Source organism: Akkermansiaceae bacterium (assembly GCA_017798145.1).
GTDB lineage: Bacteria > Verrucomicrobiota > Verrucomicrobiia > Verrucomicrobiales > Akkermansiaceae > Luteolibacter.
The window spans coordinates 1,998,975-2,018,072 of record CP059069.1; the positions used below are offsets into that span (position 1 = coordinate 1,998,975).

The window sequence follows — 19,098 nt, forward strand, 5'->3', positions numbered from 1 at the left end:
GCCCCTGCCATGAAAAGCGATTCGGACAATTTCCGCAAAACCATCTACGGCCGCGTCCTGGATTCGGAACTCCTTGTCACCTACCAGAATGCGTTCCGCTGCGCCACCGGCCTGCCGCTCCGCTTCGTCGATGCGGACTCCTCGCTGCCCTCCACCTGCGCCCAGGCGGAGAACGGCAGCATTTTTTGTGAAAAGCTAAGCCTCTGCAAATCCGCCTGCAACGCCTGCATTGAAGTGAACCGCCGCCTCACCGAGGAGGCCAAACTCGGGGCACCCGCCAGTTGCAAATGCTTCTCCGGCATGTCCTCCACCGCCGTCCCCGTCTCCTGCAACGGCACCCTCATCGGCTTCCTCCGCACCGGCCAGGTCTTCCATTCCGTTCCCGACGGCGCGACCTTCGAAAAGGTGTCCAAGACCCTCCGCCGCCAGGGGCTTTCCGAGTCCGAGGCCGAATCCCTGCGCGATGCCTACTTCCAGACCCAGGTGGTCGATCCCGAGCGCTACCAGAGCATGATCACCCTGCTGGCGACCTTCGGCACCCAGCTCAGCCGCCATGCGGAAAAGCTCGCCATCGTCAGCGAGAACAGCGAGCCGGAGGCCATCTCGCGCGCCCGGGATTTCATCGCCCGCAACCTCGACGAGCCGCTCCCGCTCTCCCTCGTGGCCCGGCACGCCGGCCTGAGCGAATCCCATTTCTGCCGCGTTTTCAAGGAAGCCACCGGCCTCACGCTCACCGATTACGTGAACCGCCGCCGCATCGAGTGGGCGAAAAAGGAACTGCTCAAGCCGGAAGTCCGCGTCTCCGAGATCGCCTTCCAGATCGGCTACCAATCCCTCTCCCAGTTCAACCGCAGTTTCGCCCGCTTCACCGGGAACTCACCCACCAATTTCCGCCGGGAGGAACTCTCCAAGCTCACGGCCGTGTGATCTCACGCCGCCCACTCCACACCGGTTTCATCTCCCCCTGCTGCCTGTTCTTTTCGTTGAAAAGGTGATGTGCACTTTCTTGCCCCGAATGATCCTCCCGACCTCAAGTTAGGTTGCCGGAATCGATCCCGAGTCTCCATCAAACGTCGTGCACTCGTATTCGATCTCGCAATGGCGAACAGCATCCGGGGTTTCCAGGCAACGGACAATCCTTGGGTTGCATGATTTCGTGCGAACCCCGGCGATGCGCGGGGGATCTTGTGGTGCGATCGGATACCCATTCCGTCCGATCCCGACTTTGGCATCCATCGCATTCGGGCAAACGTCCTTGAGTATGCTGATCGAAAGATCGGTCCTTCAGGGCTTGGCTCATACGGATCAAGCCCGGGGAAACCCTCCTGCCCGATCAGATTCGCGGCGTAATGGCATAAAATGGCCAATCCGACCCTCTCCTCTTGCGTAAGCCCGGAGGTTCCGACCGGCTTGTTTTGCGGATTGTCATCCCCGCAGCCTGAAAGAGGGACAGCTGACAGCGTCAAGAAATGGAGAGCCGCTTTTTTCGTCCGATTGCTTGGCAGACGTCATGGAAATGGCGGCGCCGGGGGCGAATCTCGCATCCGATCGGATCGGTTTCCCCGTCATCGCCGCCTTGCTAGCCTTATCCCTTCCTCTTGATCTCTTCCTTGCGTGTCTCGAACCATGCGGAAAGCTTCTCCAGCGAATCCACCTTATCCTCATCAACTTTCCTAACGATCCGCCATTCGGTGACTTCGGGCAGGACCCGCCACTTTCCATCCTGCTTGATCAGAAACGCGGGGTCTAAATCGAACGCCTTGTTGCCGTCCTTTTTCGATTCGTTGATCACCACCACGGCGCATTCACCTTCGATCTTCTCCTCGATGATCTCAAAATCCCAGCCGTCACCCGCCAGATCGATAAATCTCCGCACCTTGGACCTGAAATATTCGGTCGCCTCCTCCGGGAGTCCCTCAAACTTCGCGGCATGCTCCCAAGTGCCCTCGAAATCCTTCGTTTGTGCAGCCTTCTTGAATGCACCCAAAGCTTCCGATGGCGTTGCTGCAAGGGCGGATTGAAGCAAGAGGGTTGCGAGCAATGCGATGGTCTTCAAGCGTGTCTGGGTGAAACTTGTGGCTGTCATAGGCGACCCCTGCTGCGGCAGGGTGTCACGGCGGCGTCGGCGCCACGGCCTTGAGGCGCATGAACTTGGCCGGATTGGCCGGATCTACCGTTACGGAAGACCTCATTTTCCGGGTGTTCACGCCATCCTCGAGGATTTCGTTGAGAATGCCCGCCGTTTGCCATGAACCGGGCAGCATCGTGGGCGACCACTCGGCGACAAGGGTGACATCGGTCACATCCTTTGACACCGTGTAGGTGATCGAGATGGCGCCGTTCTCAAGGGAACTGACCACCGGAGAGGGCCGCTCCATGATGTCAGGGCGGCTGTTCAGCACGTATTCCACAAGGTTGGGAAGATCGTCGAGATCGCTGTTTCCGGTGACGGATTGGTTGATGCCCGGATATTGGCCAATCCATTGCGAATAGCTGCTGAAGATGACGTCGGACACTTCGATAACGATGTTCTGTGAGGAAAAGCCTCCAAGGACATTGCGGATCTCGATGATGACGTTGTACGTGCCGAGGGCGGCCGTCGGCGAGATTGTCCCGGAAATCAGACCCGTCTGCCTGTCGATGGAAAGCCCGGCCGGGAGCGGTGTGGATGCGGCGATGAAGTATTCGGGAGCCTCGTAGAACCTGTCGTTGCGGAGGCGGTCGACGAAGTTGCTGTTCCCGGGGTTGTTGGGGAAGCCCGGGGTGACGCCGATGAGGACGGGTTCGTTGTCGGTGACGGTGATCACCTGCGAGACGTTGAGGAAGCCCGTGGCCGAGAGCGTGATGGTGGGGCGCTGGACTCCATCGGAGAACAAGTCATCGACGGCGCGGATCGGGAAAGTGCCGCTCACCTGGCCTGCGGGGATGACGATGGATGCGGGGACGGCGGCCTCGGTGATGTCCGAGGAGGAGACGTTCACCGTCAGATCGTAGGAAACGGGCTGGTTGATGGTGACCGTGCCGGTGGAGGCGTTTTCACCGTCCGTTTCCGAGATGGTGGAAGGGGCGAGGGCGAGTGTCAGGTAGATGTTCGGGGAGGAGTCCGAGGAGATGATGAGGTTGTCGATGGCGAGGGCGTCGGGGAAGCCTGCGCCGCTGTTGTTGGTGGCGGTCTTGTAGTACCAGCGGAGGTAGATGGGGGACTCGCGGTCGGTGAAAACAGCGGGAAGGTTGACGTTGTTGAACCTCTGGACGGTGCCGGTGGGTGTGGAGCCGGAGGTGTATGAGGCCCCCGGCACCGCTATCCATTTGGAACCGGTGTTGGCGGGGTTCCCGGTGGTGTATTCGAGGTTCATCTGCATCGACTTCGGCTGCTCGGAGACCTTCACGATATCGTAGCTGATCTGCAGCCCGGTGAGACCCCGGGTGTTGTCGAGTGCCAGCGCGATGAAGCCCGGATCGAAGCGCACCGCGCCGCCGGAGACGCTACCGGCGAGCATGCCGATGCGCGAGCCGAAGTTGTAGGGCGCGCCGCCGGTGCCGGCGTTCCGGAGAAGGGAGAGTTCATCGAAGTTGATGGTCTGCGTGCTGGCGAGGTTCGTGGAGAAGGACGACCATCCGGTGGGGAAAAGGTACCCTTCGGCGCCGGGCTCCACGTCGAAGTCCTGAAGATAGCGGCCGTTGGTGAAAACTGCGGCCGGGAAAATGCTTTTTTCGGCCGAGGTGGAGCGCGTGCCGGAAATGGTGCGGGCTACGGCTCCGGAAGTTGTCAGCCATTCGCCCGCGAGGTTTGCGCCGGCTTCCGTCTGCCCGGCAAAGTAGGCCGCCTCGCTGGCGGAAACCCGCCCGACATTTGGCTGTGTGAAGAAGGAATTCCCGTAGGAGATCTTGTGGATGTCAACGCCCACCCCGTTTTTGAGCACGATGGCATCGCCGATGTTGTCGAGGGTCGGCCATTTGGAGGCTGCGGTGAAGAGATCCGTGTTTGTGCTGGAGACGATGACCTTGCCGCTGGCCAGGTCCGTGCTGTCACCGGGGATCAGGGGGTCTTTTGGGGAAACGCCGTTGTAAACCACGATCAGTGTGCCAGCGGGAACGTCGTTCCACAGGCCGGGGGCGAAAAGGAGAGCGTTGCCGGACTGGTCGGCAAGGGACCAACCGGCGAGGCTGCCCTCCTTGAGGGTGAGGATCTCGATCCACTCGGAAGTGCCGCCGCCGGGGCCTTGGCTGAACTCATGGATGATGGCCTGCCCGTTGACGGTGAGGGTGTCGCCCCTGAGGACGAGGCCGCTCTGGTAGGTGTAGGGGGTTCCGGGGCGCACCGCATTGGCGAGGGGGCGGTCAAGCAGATTGACGTTGCCGGTGATGAAGGGGGGGCTTGTGGTGTTGCCGTCCGTGGCGGTGATGGAGCAGCGCCAGAGCTTGCCGCTGTTCGAGGGGTTCGCCGGAACCGATGCGGTGGTGATGCCGGAGTCCGTGAAATTATCCTCGTCCGTGCTGAACTCCCATTTGTAGGCGAGGGTGATGGGGTCGTTCTCGGGATCGGAAACGCTGACTGCGGTCACGGTGAGCGGAAGGTCGTCGTAAGCCTGCGTGGCAGCGTTGAGGGTGACGGATGCGATGGCAGGCGTCTGGTTTTTCACAGTGACAAAGACGGGCTGGGACTCGCCGATCAGGCCGTCCGGATCGGTGGCCTTGGCGGTGTAGGCGTAGAAGCCGTTGGCGGGGTTGCGGGCAAAGACATATGGAAAGGAGGTCGCGGTACCCACGAGGACATTGTTCTCGAAGAGCTCGACCTTCGTGACCGTGTCTGCGGCTCCGTCGATGTCGAAGTCCGTGGCATCGACGTTGACGGAATACCCAACGCCCGGGCTGAAGACCGCTCCGTTCGCGGGGCTGGTGATGACGACGGACGGGGGCGGGTTGGTCGGCGGGGCGGAGACCCCGAAGACGGTGAGCTCGGCGAAGGTGAGGGAGCCGCCCGTGGTGTTGGCTCCGCTCCTGCGGTCCGCGATTTTCAGCACCCAGTCACCGGAGGAGTTTTCCCCCCAGTTGCGGACGGTGCTGAGGGTGTAGTCGGTGTAGTTGTCGTTCGTGTCGCTGCGGCGCTCGGCGAGGCGGCTGACGGTGCCGGAGGGCGAGGTCAGGAAGATCTCGAGATCGCCGCGCGCCGTGTGGTTGATCGAAAGGCGGACAGTCACATGCTCGGTGGTGATGAAGGAATTCGGCATGGAGAAGGTGACGCTGGCTCCGGTGGAGGAGTTGTTCGGGATCGCGACGGCACCGCCGGGCATCCTGGAAACCGCGTTGACCTGTGTGCCAAGGTTCGTCCAGGTGCGGGCGAGGGCGACGGCGGCTTCCGCATCGATCAGGCCGGCGCCGAAGTTGTGGTTGAAGTGCAGGCCGGCCGCGTTGTCCACCCAGTCCACATCGGCGGGGTCGATTTTTTTTGCGGAGCGGATGAGGATTGCCTGAACATCGCGCCAGCCGAGGTTTGGGTTGGCCTCAAGCATGAGTGCGACGACGCCGGCGGCGGCGGGGGTGGCGGAAGAGGTGCCGCCGAAATCGTTGGTGTAGCTGCCCGGATCGTAGCCTTCCCCTCCGGTCACGTCGGTCGTGACGATGCCGAGCGTGTTGCCGCGGCCGGAGGAAGGCGCGCAGACGACGAGGTTGGCGCCCGGCTCGGCATAGCCGGCTCGGTTGCCCAGCGAATCGGTGGCTCCGATCGCGATGGTGTAGATCGAGTTTGCGTAGCTGTCGTAGTTGGAGTTGTCCTCGCTTTCGGCGCCGTTGCCGCCGGCCCAGAGGAAGATGGTTCCGAGGCCGTTGCGGCCGGTGGTGGCGGCGTTCTTGAAGGCGGCGATGGTGAGCGGGCCGGGCTTGTCCAGCCCGATGCCGGAATCCGGTGGCCCCCAGCTGTTGCTTGAGATCTGGATGAGGTTGGGAAGATGGCTCATTGCCTGGGATTCCTGCAAGTCGGTGCTGGGGGCGGAGATGAGGCGGAGGCCCACGAGCGAGGCTTCCGGAGCGGTTCCGGTGACGCCGACGCCGTTGTTGCCCCTTGCGCCGGCGACGCCCGCGCAGGCCGTGCCGTGGCTGTCCCCCGCTTCGGGGCTTGGATCGTTGTCATTTCCGTTCCAGTCCCTGTCGTTGGCGGTATCCGCGTTTGCGGCCAGATCCGGGTGCGTGTGCTGGAGTCCGTCATCGACGATGCCGATCTTGATCCCGGTTCCCTTGAGGCCGCCGGCCTCGCCGTATTTCCAGACGTTCTCGATGTTCACATCGGTTCCCGCCGCGGCACCGCTGCTGGACTTGATGTGCCATTGGGTGCCGACGAGGGGATCGTTGGGCAAAGCCCTTGGGTTCTGCTGCACTGCGAGCAGGACATCCGCCGAGGCGACGGAGGTATCGCTGCGGACGCCATCGATCTTGGCCAGGGCATCCATGGGGCGGGCGGCGGAAAAGATCACCCATTCCGGGGCGTAAGAGGGCAGTTCCTTGACCTCCAGGCCGTGCCTGCGGGCGAAGGCCTGCGCCTGCTCCTGGGGCATTTTCACCCGCATATCGCTGGTGACGAGGCGGCGGGCGGTGGAGGTTTCACGCTCGCCCTCAACATAGGCGACGGGCAGGACGCCCATGGGTGCATCAAGCTCCGCGATGCGAGCGGCGAGGGTGGCGGGAGTTGCCGGGGGATTGAGCCTGGTGATGCGATCCTTGCCGTTCGCATCGATCAGGGCGACCTCGCTCATCGAAAGCTCCAGCGGCATCCCGTCATCCTGGTTCTTGAAACGGATTTTCTCCTCGGCCTGGCGTTCCTTTTTGGAGGCCGCAGCGATCTCATCGCCGGCCTTTGCGGGTGCCTCTGCCTCACCCTTCGCAGGAAATGATGCGGAATCCGCGGATGTCCTTTTCAGGGCATTTCCTGTTAGGATGATTCCGCAGACAATCAGTGCGATGGCAGCGATGATGTAGGGCGCGCGCCGTGGGTTATTTGACTTCTTCATAAATTCGATACGGAGGCTAGGGGAGAGGTGGTTTTAAATCAAGTGGCGTATTCACCATGTGAAGGCGGGTGCTTCACCATTACCATCACGCACTCCACGTGGCGGGTGTGGGGGAAAAGATCGAAAGGCTGCACTTCTTCAAGCGCGTATCCGGACTCCCGCAGAATCTTGTAATCCCGCACCTGCGTCGCCGGATCACAGGAAACATAGATCACCCTTTCCGGCCCGTAGGCGACGAGCTGGGCGAGGAATTCCGGCGTGCTGCCTTTTCTCGGCGGGTCGATGATGACCGCCGTCTGTTCTGCCGGGGTGTCGATTTGCGCGAAAATCTCCTCTGCGTCCGCCTGCAGGATGCTGACGTTGCCGAAACCGTTGAGTGCGACGTTGTTCGCCGCCCATTTCGCGCCCGCCTCGTTCACCTCCACGCCCATGACTTTCTGGAAGCGCCCCGCGAGGCAGAGCCCGAACAGACCCGCACCGCAATAGGCATCCACCAGATAGCGGGCTCCGCCTTCCAGCGCCTTTTCGCCGACGTATCCGGTGAACTTTTCCAGGATGAACGGGTTGTTCTGGAAAAACTCGCCGGCCACGAAATCGAACTTCACGCCGGCGATCTCCTCGCGGGCGATGGCCTTCGGATCGCGCTCGACGCGGCCTTGGGTGGCGCGCAGGAGTATCGTCGCGCCGCGCTTGAAGCGCCGTCCGTTCGCGCGGAGATCCGCGTGCACCCCGGGGAGCGCGTCGTTGATCTCCTTCATCGCGATCGGGCAGCTCGGGACGTCCAGGATTTCCATGCGCCGCCCCACCTTGAGGAAACCGATCTCCTTCACCACGCCGTCCACGGGTTTCTCGAAGTGCGGGGTGATCTTGGACCGGTAGTTCCAGATCTGCTCCGAGCTGGCGCAGGGGTTCACCTCGCGCTCCTCGCCGGCCATGTGCTTCAGCAGTTCGCGGATCTGGCGGGTTTTCCAGGCAAGCTGCTTTTCGTAGGAAAGGTGCTGGTACTGGCAGCCTCCGCATGTCCCGAACAACGCGCAGCCCGGCTCCACCCGATCCGGGGATTTTTCCAAGACTTCCACGAGGTCGCCCTGCGAGTGGTTCTTGTCGTTTCGGAAAATCCGGGTCCGCACCAGCTCCCCCGGCAGCGCATAGGGCACGAACACCACCCAGCCGTCCACACGGCCTACGCCCGCGCCGAGATTCGTCAGCGAGTCGATGCGCAGATCAATTTCCTGATGGTAGGTGAAAGGCTTCGGGACGAACTTTTTCGGCGGGCGCTGGTGCATCTGGCCGCAGTTCCTAGGCCATCCGCCCGCAGAAAGGAACCGTGATTTCGGAAATCGCGGTTCCCTTCCCCCTCCCGGGCCACCCGCCCTTGCCCCCGAATCCCGGTTTCACAATGAATCCAGCCGATTTTCTCCGGGTGGAAAATTATGTATGCAAAATTATGTATTGACGGATATGGATCAATCCGTAAAGTCAACACCCATCGCATCGTAACTGACTGCATTTGAGCATTTTCGGAACGCTCGCGCAATCAAACCCATATCCGAAAATCCCAACAGAAAACCCACAGAACCCATGAAGAAAGCATTCATCCCATCCCTGATCCTGGCCGCAAGCGCCATGTCCTCCTCAGCCGCCATCACCCTCGTCGCCGGCTGGGATAACTTCGATGATGTTCTCAATGCCACGCCGACTCACCTGAGTGGCGGCACCACTGCTACCCTCACATCCGCTGCGACGGGCGGCAATTGGGACGATTGGAACAATACCACCGGGCACGGTTCGAGTGATGACGGCACCTTCGGAAGCTTGAGCTCATTCATTGCAGCCGCTTCTACGGTTGGCGGCACAGCCAGCAACCAGGGCACAAACCTCAGCCTGAACCGCAGTCGCAAGCCAGGCACCCTCACTTTCAACCTGACCAACACATCGGGTTTAGACCGAACCATGGACGGGTTCTATTTCGACGCTGCCGGGCGATTCGCAGAATCGGCCAAGGAGTGGACGCTCTCGTTCAGCGGTGCGATTTCCGGCAGCGATGCCACCGGCACGCTGACGCAAGGCAACCTCAACGGCATATCAGCGGCTGATCGCGATAAGTACGTGGATCTGACCGGATTGACAGACAATGTATGGGAGGCCGGACAAGCAGCGATCTTCACCCTTGTTTTCGGCCCCGGCCCGGCCAGCACTAGCACCGGAGGGGGTCAGGAAACGGTGGTCGACAACATCGGCATCACCGCCAATGTCGTCCCCGAGCCATCCAGCCTCTCTCTGCTCGGCCTCGGGATCTGCGGCCTCCTGCTCCGCCGCAGGAAGTGATGCAAGGGTGCCGCAAGCGCCCATCCGCCGGCTCCTTTGGCTGGCAAAGCTGGCAGCGGCGGCATTAGGCTTGCCCGCATGAGACGCTTTCCCCTCTCCGCACTGCTGTTCCTTTCCGCCGCCGCCCATGCCACCGAGATCTCCGAGAATGGAAACCTTGTCTCCATCGCCAACGGTTCCCTGCGCCTCTCCTACGACCTGAAATCCGGCACCTGCTCCGGGACAGACCTTGCCTCGGGGATCACGGCGTTTTCGGATGCGCGCTTCACCGTGGACGAACTCGGCTGGAGACAACCGGCCGGCGTGACCCGCGAGTGGAAACAGCAGGAGATCGAAGACCCGTTCGGAAAAGGCCGCAGGCTCACCGTCACAGAGACACCGGGCGGCGGCTACCGACCCATCAAGTCCCTCCACATCTCCGTTTATGACGACAAGCCCTTCGCGGTTCTCGGCTTCTCCGTGACCAACCAGCACGCGATCCCCGCGCGCATCGCCACGATCAACATGCTCGACAAGGCGAAGTTCCTTCCGGGCAAGGAATTGGAAAACCCGCAGGTGCTGCGCGGCGGCGCGGGCGCGGAGCCCAACCGCATTGACAACCAGCTCGGCATCGATGCGCTCAACAACATCCTCGCCACCGGAAAGATCGGCGGGAAACGTTTCTCCCTCGTCACCGGCGGGCTCCGATACCGGGACTTCCTGCGCCGCATCGTGCTCAGCGCGGACAAGCGCGAGCTCACCGTTTCCATCGAGGATCCTCAGGGAAAACTCATCCCGCCCGGCGAGACCTATCACGCGGTCGATACCGTGTTCCTCGATTTCACCACCACGGATCCCTTCGCCTCGCTGGAGCGCTACGGCATGGCCATGCGCACCGCGAACGACGCGAAGCCCAACCCTTACGATTTCCCCACCCTCTGCGGCTGGCTCGTCTCCACCGGCTCCTACGGCGAGGGCAAGCCCATCAACAACTCCCGCGACCTCATCGGCCAGATGGAGATCGCCAAAAAATCCGGCATCCTCCGCTACACGCCCGTCGCCATCCGCCTTGAGCCGGACTACTACTGCGAGCGCGACTACGGAAACACCCAGCAGGGCTGGTGGGACGACGAGCACTGGGCGAAATACGGATCGCTCACGCCGCCCTACGAGACCTTCACGAAATTCTGCGGCAAGCTCCACCAGCTCGGCGGCATCCCTTTCACCTACATCCAGGCGAACATGCCCTCGAACGATTTCGCCATGGCGCACCCGGATTGGATGCTCAACAACGACATTTCCCGCCTCCACGCCGAGCACCGCCACCACATGCCTTTCGTGAAATACGATTTCACCGATCCCGGCTTCCAGGCGCACACACTGGCGATGTGGAAACGCATGGGCAAAGGCGGGCTGGAGGGCATCAAGTTCGACTACCCGGAGTCCGCCTGGTGCAAGGACGGCGGCTTCGAGGACAAAACCCACACCACCACCACCGCCTACCGCAAGATGTTCGAGCTCTGCCGCGAAGGGCTCGGGGAAAAAGCCTACATCCATGAGCGCAACCTCGGCGAATACGGCACCCCGCGCCTCGATGTGACCGCTGGCATCGTCGATCTCCAGCGCGTCTGGGGGGACTCTTCCCACTTCGAGCCCGAAATGGCCTCCCGCATGGGCCTGCGCTGGTACAAGAACCGCAGCGTCTTCGGATACTATCCCGACGGGAAATCGTTCCGAAACATGGACACCGACGCCCGACGCACCATGCTCAGCGTGATCGGGCTCATTTCCGGGCGCATGGAACTCGGCACCTCCTTCGGGCGGATGACGCCGGAGGAACAGCACGACCTCACCCGCCTTTTCCCCATCCTCCCCGGAACCCGGTCGTTCCGCCCCGTCGATATGCTTGTCGAAGGCCGCGGCGATCCCTCCGTTTATCTCTATCAGGTCGATGACGGCTGGTCCCAGCTCATCCTGTGCAACAACCACGACCGCCCGGAAACGATCACCGCGCCGATCTCGGGCGACCAGGCGGACAAGGGCTCGCTCGGCCAAGATCCGGATGCCTCCTACTACCTCTACGATTTCTGGAATGACAAGCTCGTCGGCGAGTTCTCCGGCACCGGATCGGTTTCCGCCGCGCTCAAGCCGCAGCAGACTCTCACCTACTCCCTCCGCCGGAAGCTGGGCCGCCCCCAAATCCTATCCACCAACCGCCACATCATGCAGGGCATGCTCGATCTCGCCGATGTCGCGTGGGATGAGGAAACGCTCACCCTCTCCGGCACCGCGAAAGTCGTCGGCGGGGAGCCCTTTGTCATCACCATCGCAAACAACGGCCACAGCACCGAGCTGTCCAAGGCCGTAACCGGGCGCGACGGCAACCGCACCACTGCCATCACCCTGACAAGCACGGAGAACGCCGATGTGAAGTGGCACCTGAAATGGGAGCCGACCCGGTGATCCGGCCAAGAAAATCAGGCTCGAAAATTCTCGCGCCCCGGCGCACGGCAAGGTGTATCCTGCCCCCGCGTGCATACCCTACCCCGCCCACCCTTTTCCGAAGCCGAGTTCGTTCCGGCACATTATTTCCGCCGCCTTGCGGAAAACGAGATACGCAGCGACGCCCGCCCCCTCGAGGTGGATCTCGGCTGCGGGGACGGGACTTTCCTGATCGATCTGGCAGCCGCCCACCCTGAGCGGGATTTCATCGGGGTGGGCGGCTGCTGGGCAGGGTGCAAGAAAGTGGGCAGGAAAATCCAGCGCAAGGGACTGGGCAACGCCCGCATCCTGCGGCTGGACTCGAAATACGTGGTGGAGTGGTTGCTGCCGGAAAGCTCCGTTTCCCGCATCCACCTGCTCTGCCCGGATCCGTGGCCGAAGTTCAAGCACCACCGCCGACGCCTCGTGCAGATCCCATTCCTGGGTGCCGTGAAAAACGCGCTGGAACCGGGCGGGGAGTTCCTTTTCATGACGGACCACCCGGAATACTTCGAATACGCCGTGGAGCGCATCCATGAAAGCAAGCTCTTCGGGATCCTGCCGTGGGAGGATGATTCCTTTTTCTACCCGAAGACGGATTTCCAGATCCAGTGGGAGGCGGAGGGGAAAGCCATGAACCGGATCAGGTGCGTGAAGGAGGGTGAGTAATTTTCACCCCGGAGGCGCAGACGAAGATCTTCCTCTCACTTGATGGCCGAAACCTGTGATTTGAAATTCGGCCGGACGCAATCCGCAGAATGATCATCAACCATCCCTGTCGCCTGCATGAAGGCATACACGATGGACGGGCCGACGAAATTGAACCCGGCCTTCCGCAGCGCCTTGGCCATGGCAACGGACTCCGGGGTGGTGACCGGGTAGTCGGCGATGGACTTGGGGCGTTTCCGTTTCCCTGCGGTGGGGGCGAAGGACCAGAGGAAACCGACGGGGTCATCGAGCTCCAGCCAAGCGCGGGCGTTTGCGCGGACGGAAAGGATCTTCCCCCGGTGGCGGATGATGCCGGGATCGAGCGCCAGCTTTTCCAGCTGCGCATCGGTCATGCGGGCGCAGCGCTCGGGATCGAAATTCCCGAAGACCTCGCGGTAGTGCTCGCGCTTTTGCAAAATGATCCACCACGAGAGACCGGCTTGCGCACCCTCCAGGCAGATCATCTCGAAAAGATGGCGGGGATCCCGCGAGGGAACGCCCCATTCGGTGTCGTGGTATTCGATGTAAAGCGGCTTGTCTTCCGGCACCCACGGGCAGCGTTTCATGAGGGCGAAGCTAGCCGGGGCTGCTTCCGGCGACAAGGCTGTCCCGCCACGGCGATTTGACTTTTCCCGGAACTGCACCGATCACAGGATGTCCGCAGGCAATGGCCGAAATGAAAACAACACCTACGATGGCCGCCGCAATGTTTCTGGCTGGCTGTGCAGCCATCTCCCCCGGAAGCCGGATGGGCGATGCCGGCGCCCCGGGATCATGGGCTGCCACGAAAGAGGCGCGCGCGGGGATAGACCGGAACTGGATCGGGAAAATCGGCGGTTCGGAGCTGCGCGGGCTGGTGGATGAGGCCATTTCCAACAACCCCGACATGAAGGCCGCGGCGGCGCGGGTGGAGAAGGCGGGGGCGGAGGCGAAGATCGCGGGCGCCGGACGCTTGCCGGGTCTCGGGCTGGGCGGAGACTCCAGGCGAAACAAACAGAATTTCATCGGCTTCCCGTTCGGCGGCCCCGGCGGCGGTGTGCCGTCCAGCATCAACAACCAATTCGGGGTGAACCTCAACTCTGCATGGGAGATCGATGTATGGGGCCGGGCAAAGGCCGGGCAGGAGGCGGCGATCGCCGATGCCGAGGCACGGGCCTATGAATACGCGGCGGCGCGGGTATCTCTGGCCGGACAGGTGACCAAGGCATGGCTGGCACTCGGCGAGGCCAACGAACAGGTCGCGCTTGCGGAAAAAGCGCTCCAGGCATCTGCCGTGCTGGCGGATGCGGTGCGGGAAAGGTTCGAGCGGGCCATCGCGGAGGAGGGCGGCACCGCATCCCAGGTGCGGCTCACCGAATCCGAGCGCGCGACCCGCACGGCAGCGCTTGCGGAACGCAAGCAGGAGCGCGAAAGGGTGCTGCGGCAACTGGAAATCCTGATGGGGAAATACCCTTCCGGACAGCTTGCGGCGGGAGCCAGGCTGCCGCTGTTTCCCGGTGCAACCCCATCCGGCCTGCCCTCGGAGCTGCTTTTGCGCAGGCCTGATGTGCTGGCGGCGGAACGGATGCTGGCCTCCTCCGGGCGCCGCCTGAAACAGGCGAAGCTGGCGCGCTTCCCGAGCCTCAGCCTCACCGGCTCCGCAGGGACGGCCACCGAAGGGATCGGCGATGTGCTGCAAAGCGACTTCGGCGTGTGGTCCATCGGCGGCAGCCTGACCCAGCCGCTTTTCGAGGGCGGCAGGATCTCGGGTGGCATTGCCAAGGCGCAGGCGGAGGACTCCGAGGAGGCCGCAAAACTCCAGAAGACCGTGCTCGGCGCCTTCGGCGAGGTTGAGCAGGCACTCGTTGCGGAGGCTTTCCTGGGCCAGCGCGAACAGGCGGCGAAGGATGCGGCCAGGCTCGCCAAAGAGGCGGCGGAGCGTGCCGGCGAGGAGTATTCCGTAGGCACCACGGATGTTCTCACCCTCATCGAGGCTACCGCGAGGATGATCGATTCCGCCAGCCAACATGCGGCGATACGCCGCCTGCGCCTCGACAACCGCGTGGACCTGCACCTCGCCCTCGGTGGGGATTTCCGCGCGGCGAAGTAGGCTGCAACCTCTTGAGGATCCGCCTTTCCAGCCATTGACATTGCGGTCAGGAGAAATGAGCGTTTGCAGCGTGAACGAAAAACTGGAGCAGGAGCGGAAAATTCAGGTGCGGGCCGTCCTGTCCTTCGTCCTCATCCTGGGGATTCTGGGGATCACGGTCCTTGGCATCATTCTGCTTGTCATCAACAAGCGTGTCGCCAAGGAGGAGGACAAGGAGCGCATCGTCCCCGCCGTGGTCATCGCAGACGTGCAAACGGCGGACTACCCCGTGCGCCTGAAAACCCAGGGCGTCGTCGAGAGCACCCGGGAGACGAAACTCGCCGCCGAGGTCGCCGGACGGGTGATGGAGATTTCCCCGGGCCTGAAGCGCGGAGGGGTCGTGAAACAAGGCGAACGCCTCGTGCAGATCGATCCTTCCGACTACCGCTCCGCGCTCGCCAACGCCGAGGTCGGCCTGGCCGATGCTGAGCTCGCGCTCGAGCAGGAGCGCGCCCGCGTGGAGCAGGCGAAGCTCGACTGGGACAAGCTCGGCAACGGCGCACCTACGAGCCCTCTGGTGCTTCGCGCGCCGCAGCTCGCCGCCGCCGAGGCGAAGGCCGCCTCCGCCCGCGAGCAGGCCGCCCGCGCGCGCCGCGACGTGGAGCGGACGGAGATCGCCACGCCCTTCGATGCGGGCATCCGCATGGTCGGCGTTGAGGTCGGGGCGGTGGTCGCTCCCGGCACGGTGGTTGCCGAGCTCTACGCCAGCAGCGAACTCGAAGTCCGCCTCCCGCTCGGCCTCGGGGACTTCGGTTTCCTTGCCCGGGATGAAAACGGGGAAGTCCGTGGCGAGGTGGTGCTAACCGGGAAAATCGGGATCAGGGAATACTCCTGGAAGGCCGTCCCGGTGCGCGTCGATCCCGAGATCGATCGCAAGACCCTTTCCGCAAGCGTGGTCGTGAAAGTCCTCCCCGCAGAGCGCAAGGAGTTCCCTCTGCCTCCGGTCGGGCTGTTCGTGCAAGCGGATCTCGAAGGCCAAACACTTCCCGATGTCACCGAGATCCCGCGCCGGGGATTGCTCGAAGGCAACCGCGTCATCATCGTGGACAAATCCCGGAAAATCAGCTTCCGCGACGTGGAAATCGTCCGCCTCACCGAGGAAACAGCCGTGATCAACCATGGACTTTCGGACGGTGACCGCGTTGTGCTGACCCGCCTTTCCGCACCCGTCGTGGGCATGGAGGTCGAGATCGAGGAACCCGCCAACCAGGGCATCGAATGAACGCGCTCAAATGGTTCACCCGCAACCATGTGGCGGGAAATTTCATCATGCTGGTGGTGCTGCTCGCGGGCTTCACCACTTGGTTCAAGCTGAAGAAGGAAATTTTCCCCGACATCGCCATCGACGCGGTCAACGTCAGCATCCCTTATCCGAACGCGACCCCGGAGGAAACCGAGCGCGGCGTGGTGATCCCGGTCGAGGAGGCGATCGCGGACTTGCAAGGGATCAAGAAAATCCGTGGCACCGGCTCGCAGAACATCGGCTCGGTGCTGGTGGAGGTAGAGACCGGCTACAATGTCCGCTCGGTGATGAGCGATGTGAAATCGCGCGTCGATGCGATCGATAATTTCCCCGAAGAGGCGGAGACACCGGTACTCGAGGAAATCCTCATCAAGAACCCGGTGATGAGCATCACCCTCACGGCGGACACCGATGAGGCCACCATGCGAAAGCTCGCCGAGCAGGTGCGCGACGATCTGCTCACCTACGAAGCACCCGCCGCCTCCAGCCTGCCGACATTTTTCGCGCGGGCATTCGGTGGCGCACCGAGGATCAGCCAGGTGGAGATCGCCGGGACTCGCCCATACGAGATTTCCATCGAGGTCTCCGAGGAAAAACTCCGCAAGCTCGGGCTGAAGCTTTCCGACATCGCCATGGCCGTGCGCGGCAGCACGCTCGATCTTCCCGGCGGCTCCGTCCGCACCGAGCGCGGCGAGGTGATCCTCCGCGCCCTCGGGAAGCGCTACGAGGCCAGCGAGCTGGCGGGCGTGCCCGTGACCACCCTCCCCGATGGCAGCGCGGTGCTGCTCGGCGATGTCGCGGTGCTGGTCGATGGTTTCGAGGACATCGACATCAGCAGCCGCTTCGATGGGAAAAACGCCGTGGTCATCAATGTCTTCCGCGTCGGCAGCGAGGACACGCTCGCGCTTTCCGAACTCGTCCGCAAATACGTGGCGGAGTCGAAGCAGCGCCTCCCGGAGGGCGTCACCCTCTCGATCTGGAACGACCAGAGCGTCTATCTGTTAGGCCGCCTCGACCTGCTGAAGCGCAACGCCATCACCGGCCTCATCCTCGTGCTCGCCGTGCTCACCCTTTTCCTCCGCCCCTCCCTCGCCCTGCTCGTCGCCATCGGCATCCCCATCTCCTTCGCAGGCGGGATCTGGCTGATGCCCTACATGGGCATCTCCATCAACATGATCTCGCTCTTCGCCTTCATCCTCGTGCTCGGCATCGTGGTGGATGACGCGATCGTCACCGGGGAGAACGTCTATCACCGCATCCAGCAGGGCGAGCACCCCAGCATCGCCGCATGGAAGGGCACCAGCGAGGTCGGCACCATCGTCGTCTTCGGCGTCCTCACCACCATGGTCGCCTTCACCCCCATGCTCGGCCTCAGCGGGGTCAGCGGGAAAATCTGGCCGAACATCCCGCTCGTCGTCATCCCCACGCTCCTGTTTTCCCTGCTCCAGTCGAAGTTCGTCCTGCCCGCCCACCTCGCGTTGCTATCGCCGCGCGACCGCTCGGAAAAACCCCGCTCCCGCTTTTTCCTCAGGCGCTGGCTCCACGGGCTATTGGCGCTCCAGCGAAAGATCGCCGATGGCCTCGAGCTCTTCGTGGAGAAAGTCTATCAGCCATCCCTGGGTTTCTCCCTGAAATGGCGGTATGTGACAGCAGCCACATTCCTCAGCGTCCTCGTCCTCACCCTCGCCGTCGTCGCAACCGGCCAGATCCAGTTCAGGTTTTTCCCCGATGTGGAGGGCGATATCCTCAGCGCCAAGGTGGAGCTGACCCAGGGCGTGCCTTTCGCGGAAACCGAAAAAACCGTCGAGCGGATCGAGGCGGCTGCCCTGGATCTTTCCGAAAAACACCAAACCAAAAGCGGTGGCGACATCCTCAGGCACGTCCTGACCAGCGCGGGCACACAACCGTTCCAGACCGGGGTCGCCGTCGGCGGCCCGCCGAGCGCGACGCACATCGGCGAGGTGACGCTGGAACTCGCCGCCGCCGATGACCGCAGCGCCAGCTCCGAGGAACTCGTCGCGGAATGGCGCAAGCTCGTCGGCACCCTCCCCGGAGTCGTCGAGCTCACGATCCAGGCGGAAACCGCGAACTCCGGCAACGCGATCGACGTGAACCTCACCGGCCCCAGCTTGGAGAAACTCATGGAGGCGACGGAATTCGCCAAGAAAGGCCTCGAAGGGTTCAGCGGGGTGATCGACATCTCGGACTCGAACCGCGCAGGGAAGGATGAACTCCGTTTCGACAAACTCACGCCCGCAGGCCGCGCGATGGGATTCCGCCTCGAGGACGTCGCCTCGCAGGTTCGCGATGCCTTCTACGGAAACGAGGTACAGCGCCTACAGCGCGGACGCGACGAGGTCAAAGTCATGGTGCGCTTCCCGAAAGACGACCGCAGGACCTTGGAAAGCCTCGAAACCATGAAAATCCGCACCCCGCAGGGCGACGAGGTGCCGCTCCTCCAGATCGTCACCCTGGAGCCGGGCCGCGGCCCCGCCGTCATCAACCGCACCGACCGCCAGCGCTCTATCAAGATCACCGCCGATGTCGAGCCGGGCGTGAACGCGAACGAGGTCGTCGCCGCTTTCACCGAAAAGATCCTCTCGGAAATCCCCCGGCGCTTCCCCGGGGTGCGCGCCACCTTCGAGGGCGAGCAGAAGGACCAGAACGACAGCGTCCGCGAGATCGGCATCGGTTTCCTCGCCTCGCTCGTCGGGATGTATGTGCTCATCGCCATCCCGCTGCGCTCCTACCTCCAGCCGCTCATCATCATGTCTGTCATCCCCTTCGGCCTCGTCGGCGCGATCTGGGGCCACGCGCTGCTCGGCATGAGTCTCAGCATCATGTCGATGTGCGGCTTGGTCGCGCTTGCCGGGGTGGTCGTCAACGACTCGCTGGTGATGGTCGATTACGTCAACCGCCACCGCGGCGAATCCGCCACCCTGCGCGAGGCCGCCATCGCCGCCGGCGGCCGCCGCTTCCGCGCCATCCTGCTCACCTCGCTCACCACGTTCGTGGGAATCATGCCGATGATCCTCGAAACGGATGTCCAGGCGAAGTTCCTCGTCCCCATGGCCGTTTCCCTCGCCTTCGGCATCCTCTTCGCCACCGTGATCACCCTTTACCTCGTCCCCGGAATCTACCTGATCCTGGAGGACGTGAAGAACCTACCCCAAAGGATCAGGAAGATCGTTCACCGGGCTTGAACCCGGTGGCAAAAATGCATCTGA

General features: G+C 62.8%; 11 protein-coding genes. 7 read left to right on the forward strand and 4 right to left on the reverse strand.

Translation table 11 applies throughout. The features are described 5' to 3' along the window. Nucleotides 1-9: 9 nt before the first annotated feature. Nucleotides 10-927, forward strand: a complete 918-nt coding sequence (locus HZ994_08440) for a helix-turn-helix domain-containing protein (GenBank protein QTN32355.1) — start codon at nt 10-12, stop codon at nt 925-927. Between the two features lie 658 nt (nt 928-1,585). Here the strand turns inward: HZ994_08440 and HZ994_08445 are convergent. The 3 genes from HZ994_08445 to HZ994_08455 are packed head-to-tail and all read right to left on the reverse strand — an operon-like array spanning nt 1,586 to nt 8,290. After that, on the reverse strand, nt 1,586-2,086 hold the full coding sequence (locus tag HZ994_08445; protein ID QTN32356.1) for a hypothetical protein: 501 nt from the start codon (nt 2,084-2,086) through the stop codon (nt 1,586-1,588). A 25-nt stretch (nt 2,087-2,111) separates the two neighbouring features. Continuing rightward, nucleotides 2,112-7,004, reverse strand: coding sequence for a S8 family serine peptidase (locus tag HZ994_08450; protein ID QTN32357.1), 4,893 nt, complete (start codon nt 7,002-7,004; stop codon nt 2,112-2,114). Nucleotides 7,005-7,042: 38 nt separating this feature from the next. Beyond that, on the reverse strand, nt 7,043-8,290 hold the full coding sequence (locus HZ994_08455) for a class I SAM-dependent RNA methyltransferase (GenBank protein ID QTN32358.1): 1,248 nt from the start codon (nt 8,288-8,290) through the stop codon (nt 7,043-7,045). 295 nt (nt 8,291-8,585) lie between these two features. On the opposite strand from HZ994_08455, the gene HZ994_08460 reads away from it, so the two are divergent. The 3 genes from HZ994_08460 to trmB all read left to right on the forward strand — a co-directional run bounded on the left by HZ994_08460 (nt 8,586) and on the right by trmB (nt 12,461). Continuing rightward, nucleotides 8,586-9,332 carry a PEP-CTERM sorting domain-containing protein gene (locus HZ994_08460; protein ID QTN32359.1) on the forward strand — a complete coding sequence of 249 codons (747 nt, stop codon included), beginning with the start codon at nt 8,586-8,588 and terminating at the stop codon, nt 9,330-9,332. Nucleotides 9,333-9,410: 78 nt separating this feature from the next. Then, nucleotides 9,411-11,774 carry a hypothetical protein gene (locus tag HZ994_08465; GenBank protein QTN32360.1) on the forward strand — a complete coding sequence of 788 codons (2,364 nt, stop codon included), beginning with the start codon at nt 9,411-9,413 and terminating at the stop codon, nt 11,772-11,774. 69 nt (nt 11,775-11,843) lie between these two features. Beyond that, nucleotides 11,844-12,461, forward strand: a complete 618-nt coding sequence (gene trmB, locus HZ994_08470) for a tRNA (guanosine(46)-N7)-methyltransferase TrmB (protein ID QTN32361.1) — start codon at nt 11,844-11,846, stop codon at nt 12,459-12,461. A gap of 35 nt (nt 12,462-12,496) precedes the next feature. Here trmB and HZ994_08475 read toward each other — a convergent pair whose 3' ends face one another. Beyond that, the gene (locus HZ994_08475) at nt 12,497-13,066 is read right to left on the reverse strand and encodes a DNA-3-methyladenine glycosylase I (protein ID QTN32362.1); all 570 of its coding nucleotides are present in this window, start codon (nt 13,064-13,066) and stop codon (nt 12,497-12,499) included. 110 nt (nt 13,067-13,176) lie between these two features. Here HZ994_08475 and HZ994_08480 point away from each other — a divergent pair, with 110 nt between their 5' ends. The 3 genes from HZ994_08480 to HZ994_08490 all read left to right on the forward strand — a co-directional run bounded on the left by HZ994_08480 (nt 13,177) and on the right by HZ994_08490 (nt 19,074). Continuing rightward, nucleotides 13,177-14,589 carry an efflux transporter outer membrane subunit gene (locus HZ994_08480; GenBank protein QTN32363.1) on the forward strand — a complete coding sequence of 471 codons (1,413 nt, stop codon included), beginning with the start codon at nt 13,177-13,179 and terminating at the stop codon, nt 14,587-14,589. 70 nt (nt 14,590-14,659) lie between these two features. Continuing rightward, a complete protein-coding gene (locus tag HZ994_08485; GenBank protein ID QTN32364.1) occupies nt 14,660-15,850 on the forward strand; it encodes an efflux RND transporter periplasmic adaptor subunit in 1,191 nt (396 codons plus the stop codon). Further along, nucleotides 15,847-19,074, forward strand: coding sequence for an efflux RND transporter permease subunit (locus HZ994_08490; protein ID QTN32365.1), 3,228 nt, complete (start codon nt 15,847-15,849; stop codon nt 19,072-19,074). The genes HZ994_08485 and HZ994_08490 overlap by 4 nt, the downstream gene beginning before the upstream one ends. Nucleotides 19,075-19,098 lie beyond the last annotated feature (24 nt).